6 protein-coding genes are annotated in these 5,664 nt (G+C 72.5%); all 6 read right to left on the reverse strand.

The window, feature by feature from the left end; all coding sequences use genetic code 11:
* Positions 1 to 167: 167 nt before the first annotated feature.
* Positions 168 to 1,277 (reverse strand): D-alanine--D-alanine ligase family protein, encoded by a 1,110-nt coding sequence (locus Q6969_RS12430; RefSeq protein ID WP_317230715.1) that lies wholly within the window; start codon positions 1,275 to 1,277, stop codon positions 168 to 170.
* Positions 1,278 to 1,279: 2 nt separating this feature from the next.
* Positions 1,280 to 2,350, reverse strand: a complete 1,071-nt coding sequence (locus tag Q6969_RS12435; RefSeq protein WP_396335548.1) for an NAD(P)H-dependent glycerol-3-phosphate dehydrogenase — start codon at positions 2,348 to 2,350, stop codon at positions 1,280 to 1,282.
* Entirely contained in the window at positions 2,343 to 3,080 is a 738-nt protein-coding gene (locus Q6969_RS12440) for a 1-acyl-sn-glycerol-3-phosphate acyltransferase (RefSeq protein ID WP_094115613.1), read from the reverse strand. The genes Q6969_RS12435 and Q6969_RS12440 overlap by 8 nt, the downstream gene beginning before the upstream one ends.
* 123 nt (positions 3,081 to 3,203) lie before the next feature.
* Complete coding sequence (murA, locus tag Q6969_RS12445; protein WP_104289076.1) at positions 3,204 to 4,574, reverse strand: UDP-N-acetylglucosamine 1-carboxyvinyltransferase; 1,371 nt, start codon at positions 4,572 to 4,574, stop codon at positions 3,204 to 3,206.
* Positions 4,575 to 5,189, reverse strand: coding sequence for a 3-isopropylmalate dehydratase small subunit (gene leuD / locus Q6969_RS12450; protein ID WP_094115612.1), 615 nt, complete (start codon positions 5,187 to 5,189; stop codon positions 4,575 to 4,577).
* Between the two features lie 2 nt (positions 5,190 to 5,191).
* On the reverse strand, positions 5,192 to 5,664 hold a 473-nt coding region (locus Q6969_RS12455), incomplete at its 5' end, for an aconitase family protein (RefSeq protein ID WP_317230716.1).

The following is a 5,664-nucleotide window of genomic DNA, read 5'->3' on the forward strand; positions in this document are numbered from 1 at the left end:
GTCCGCGCCGTCCGGCGCCCCGTGCCCGGCCGACCCGCCGCCCAGGGCCCCGGTCCCGCGGCGCGCCGGCGTGCCGGGTCGGGCGTCGGGGTGGAGGCGGGGTCGGGCGATGGATCGTCCTACGAGCATGCCCCGAGCCTAGGCTCCTCAGGTGAGGGAACCGACCGTCAGCGGGAGGGGCGATCCGCCTCGTAGGCGAGGGCCACGTCGATCAGCCGCGAGATGAGGTCCGGGTACGCGAGCCCGGACGCCTCCCAGCAGGCCGGGAACATCGAGATGGGCGTGAAGCCGGGCATCGTGTTGATCTCGTTGAGCACGAACCCGTCGGCGGTGAGGAAGAAGTCCACGCGCGCGAGCCCCCGGCCGTCCACGGCCCGGAAGGCCCGGACGGAGAGCTCCTGCATGCGGGCGAGCTCCTCCGCCGTGACGTCCGCGGGGCACACGAGGTCGATGCCGTCGGCGCCGAGGTACTTCGCGTCGAAGTCGTAGAAGTCGCGGCCGGAGACGACGATCTCGCCCGCGACGGACGCGCTCGGCTCCCGCCCCGGCCCCTCGTCGAGGATGGCGCACTCGACCTCGCGGCCGACGAGTCCCGTCTCGACGAGCACGCGGTCGTCCTCGCGGAACGCGACGGCGAGGGCGGCGTCGAGGTCGGCGGGCGCCGCCACGCGGCTGACGCCCACGCTGGACCCCGCCCGCGCGGGCTTCACGAAGGCGGGAAGGCCCAGACCGGCGGCGCGCGTGCGCACCCCCTCGGGATCGGCGGCCCACTCGTGGCGGGACACCGTGATCCACGGCGCCACGTCGATGCCGGCCGCGCGGAGCACGGTCTTCGCGAAGTGCTTGTCCATGCCGAGGGCCGAGGCGAGCACGCCCGAGCCCACGTAGGGCAGGCCCGTGAGCTCGAGGAGGCCCTGGACGGTGCCGTCCTCGCCCTGCGTGCCGTGGAGGATGGGGAGGACGAGGTCGACGGGGCCGAGCGACCGCTCGCCGCCGTCCGCGTCCCGCACGCGCAGCTCGCGGCTCGAGGCGTCGTCCGGCCAGCGCACGCGCGAGCCGTCGTCGACGACCTCCGGCAGCGCCTCGGCGTCGAGCGCGAAGGCGCGCGCGTCGTCCGCCTGCAGCGTGAAGGCCCCGCCGCGGGTGATGCCGACGGGGATGACCTCGAAGCGGTCGCGGTCGATGGCGCCGAGCACGCCGCTGGCGGTGGCGCAGCTGATGGAGTGCTCGCTGGAGGTCCCGCCGAAGAGGAGGACGACGCGGGTGCGTGCGGTCATGGTCATTCCCCCTGCGGAGTGTCGTCGTCGGTGGTCAGGTGCGGCGCGATGTCGCGCGGCGAGAGGGTGCCCGCGAGCACCTGCTGGACCTGCTCGACGATGGGCATGAGGACGCCCCGCTGGCGGGCGAGCTCGAGGACGGGCGCCACGGAGGACAGGCCCTCCGCGGTCTGCTGCATGCTCTTGACCACGTCGGTGAAGCTGTAGCCCTGGCCGAGGAGCCTCCCCGCGGTGTTGTTGCGGGACAGCGACGACTCGCACGTGGCGATGAGGTCTCCGAGACCCGCCAGGCCCGCGAGCGTCTCCGCCCGGGCGCCGTACGCGACGGAGAACGCCGTCATCTCGGCGAGGCCGCGCGTGATGATCGAGGCCTTCGTGTTCTCGCCGTACCCGACGCCGTCGACGATGCCGACCGCGACGGCGATGAGGTTCTTCAGCACCCCGCCGAACTCGGTGCCGATCACGTCCGTGTTCACGAACGACCGGAAGTAGGTGCTGCGGGCGATCTTCGCCACGCGCTCGGCGGTGGCCTGCTCGGCGGACGACACCACGACGGCGGTCGGCTGCTCGCGGGCGATCTCGAGCGCGAGGTTCGGGCCCGACGCGACGGCGATGCGCTCGGGGCCGATGCCCAGGACCTCCGCGATCACCTCGCTCATCCGGAGCCCTGTGCCCTTCTCCACGCCCTTCATCAGGCTGACGACCACGGCGTCGGACGGGATCAGGTCCCGCGCCGCCTCGAGGTTCGCCCGGAGCGTCTGGCTCGGCACCGAGACGAACACGTCCGTCGCCCCCGCGAGCACGCGCTCCAGCGACGGGTCGGCGGTGAGGCGCTGCGGCAGGTTGATCCCCGGCAGGTAGTCGCTGTTGCGCTTGGCCTCCGTGATCTCGCGGGCGAGCTCGGGCCGGCGGGCCCACATGAGCACGTCGCTGCCGCCGTCGGCCATCACCTTGGCGAAGGTGGTCCCCCAGCTGCCGGCGCCGAGGATGACGATGCGGCGCCGCTCCTCGAGGGCGTCGGCACCCGGGTCGGTGCGGGGGTCGGTCGCGGGGCTCGCGGTCGCGTCACTCAAAACGGCCGGTCTCCTTCTGGTTCCTCGAGCGGGGGTCCCAGCGCTCGGTGGGGGCGGTCTCGCCGCGCAGCTCCTCCACGAGCTCCGTGATGGCGGCCATGACGACGGCGGTCGCCTCGGTCAGGGTGGCGGAGTCGAGGCTCCGGTCGCGGAAGCGCGCGAGGTCGACGGGCTCGCCGATGACGACGTGGATCGTGCTCCGCGGGAACAGGCGCACGCGCTTCGAGTAGCGGCCCATCAGCTGCTGCGTGCCCCAGTGCGCGGCGGGGATCACGGGGATGCCGGACTGCAGCGCGAGGCGCACGGCGCCGGTCTTTCCGCGCATGGGCCAGAGGTCGGGGTCCCGCGTGAGGGTGCCCTCGGGGTAGACGACGACGATGCGGCCGTCGCGCGCCAGCTCGGTGGCCTGGGAGATGGCCTGGCCGCCGCGGACCCCGCCGTCGCGCTGCACGGGGATCTGCCCGGAGCGGCGGAGGAACCAGCCGACGACGGGCACCTCGAAGAGCGAGGCCTTGGCGAGGAAGCGGGGCAGGCGCCCGAGCTTCCACGCGACCGCGCCCATCACGACGGGGTCGATCTCGCTGTAGTGGTTGGGCGCGAGCACGTAGGAGCCGGTGCGCGGGAGCCGCTCGGGATTCCGGATCTCGAACCGCACCGCCATGTTGAGCACCGGCAGCACGAGGGCGGCCAGCACCCAGAAGATCGACGGTCGGGCCTTCTCGTTCGCCATGGCGTCTCCAGTCCCGTGCCGGTCGTCGTCCTCGTCGTCCGCCTGATCCGCCCAGGCGGCGTGCCGGGCGCGTCCGGGGACGCGTCCGGGCGGCGTGGGCGGCGCGGGCGCCGCCCGGTGGTGCTATCCCTCGTAGGAGAAGTCGGCGCCGAGCTGGCGCAGCTTCCCGATGAAGTCCTCGTAGCCGCGGGAGATGATCCCGACGTTGCTGACCGTGGACCGGCCCTCCGCCGTGAGCGCGGCGATGAGGTGGCTGAACCCGCCCCGCAGGTCGGGCACCGTGATGTCGGCACCGTGCAGGTGCGTCGGCCCCGTGATGACGGCGGCCTGCTCGAAGTCGCGACGCGCCACGCGGCGCTCGTGGCCCTCGAGGCCCTCCTTGTGCACCACGATGTCCGCGCCCATCTCGTTGAGCGCGTCCGTGAAGCCGAAGCGGTTCTCGTACACGGTCTCGTGGATGATCGAGACGCCGGGCGCCTGCGTGAGGGCCACGACGAGGGGCTGCTGCCAGTCGGTCATGAAGCCGGGGTGCACGTCGGTCTCGATGACCACGGGCTTGAGGTCGCCGCCCGGGTGGTAGAACCGGATGCCGTCCTCCTCGATGTCGAACGCGCCGCCGACCTTCCGGAACACGTTGAGGAACGTCATCATCTCGGCCTGGCGGACGCCGCCGACGAAGATGTCGCCGCCGGTCGCCAGCGCGGCGGAGGCCCAGCTCGCGGCCTCGTTGCGGTCGAAGAGCGCCCGGTGCGTGTAGCCCTCGAGCCGGTCGACGCCCTCGATGAGGATGACGCGGTTCGGCTCGACGGAGATGATCGCGCCCATCTTCTGGAGGATCGCGATCAGGTCCATGATCTCGGGCTCGATGGCCGCGTTCTTCAGCTCGGTGACGCCCTTCGCGCGGACGCCCGTGAGGAGCACCTGCTCGGTCGCGCCGACGCTCGGGTAGGGCAGCTCGACGTTCGCGCCCGTCAGCCCGTCCGGCGCGGTGAGCCGGATGCCGCTCGGGAGCTTCTCCACGACGGCGCCGAAGGCCCGGAGCGCGTCGAGGTGGAAGTCGATGGGGCGGTCGCCGATGCGGCAGCCGCCGAGGTCGGGGATGAAGGCCTCGCCGAGGCGGTGCAGCAGCGGCCCGCAGAAGAGGATCGGGATGCGGGAGCTGCCGGCGTGGGCGTCGATGTCGGCCATGTGGGCGCTCTCGACGTCCTTCGGGTCGAGGATGAGGTCGCCCTCCTGCTCGCCCTTGCGGAGGGTGACGCCGTGGACCTCGAGGAGCCCGGAGACGACGCGGACGTCGCTGATGTCGGGGACCGAGCGCAGGAGGCTGGGCGTCTCGCCCAGCAGCGAGGCGACCATGGCCTTGGTGGCCAGGTTCTTCGCCCCGCGGACCTCGATGCGGCCGCGCAGCGGGATGCCGCCGTTGATCACGATGGAGTCGGACAGGAGGCCCACCCGCTCCCCCGCCTTCTTGGCGTCGCTGACTAGTGAGTTCATTCAGTTCTCCAGAGCTGCCGGCCGGGCCGGCAAGGTGCGCGGGCGCCATGAGGCCCGTCGTGATTCGAAGGTGGTGATGGCGTCCTCGTCCCGGAGGGTGAGGGCGATGTCGTCGAGCCCCTCGAGGAGCCGCCACCGAGTGTATTCGTCGATCTCGAACGGGACCGTCAGGCCGGGCGCCGTGGCGACCCGCTCGACGAGATCGACGGTGAGGTCGAGCCCGGGCTCCGCGTCCATCGCGGCCCACAGCCTCTCGACGTCGTCCTCGCTCACGAGTCCCGTGAGGAGGCCCTGCTTCCCCGAGTTGCCCCGGAAGATGTCGCCGAACCTCGGGCTGAGCACGGCCCGGAAGCCGTAGTCGCGCAGCGCCCACACGGCGTGCTCGCGCGAGGAGCCGGTGCCGAAGTCCGGACCGGCGACGAGGACGGTGGCGCCCTCGTAGACCGGCTGGTTGATGAAGAAGGCGGGGTCCTGGCGCCACTGGTGGAACAGCGCGTCCTCGAACCCGGTCTTCGTGACGCGCTTCAGGAACTGCGCGGGGATGATCTGGTCGGTGTCGACGTTCGACCGCTTCAGCGGCACGGCCGTGCCGGTGACGATGCTGACCTTCTCCATGCTCAGGCCCCCTGTCCGACGGCGGCGGCCTGGCGGATCGACTCGGCGTCGACGACGCCGTCCTCCTGCAGGTCCCACGGGCTCGAGAGCGTGCCGCGGATCGCGGTGGCCGCGGCGACGAGCGGCGACACGAGGTGCGTGCGCCCGCCCTTGCCCTGGCGGCCCTCGAAGTTGCGGTTGCTGGTGGAGGCGCAGCGCTCTCCGGGAGCGAGCTGGTCGGGGTTCATCCCGAGGCACATGGAGCAGCCGGCGAAGCGCCACTCGGCGCCGAAGTCGGTGAAGACCTTGTCGATGCCCTCGGCCTCGGCCTCGAGCCGCACGCGCGCGCTGCCGGGGACGACCATGACGCGGACGCCCTCGGCCTTGGTGCGGCCGCGGACGATCTCCGCGGCGGCCCGCAGGTCCTCGACCCGGCTGTTGGTGCACGAGCCGATGAACACGGTGTCGACCGCGATCTCCTTCATGGGGGTGCCCG

The organism is Clavibacter sp. MX14-G9D (assembly GCF_032917815.1).
GTDB lineage: Bacteria > Actinomycetota > Actinomycetes > Actinomycetales > Microbacteriaceae > Clavibacter > Clavibacter michiganensis_K.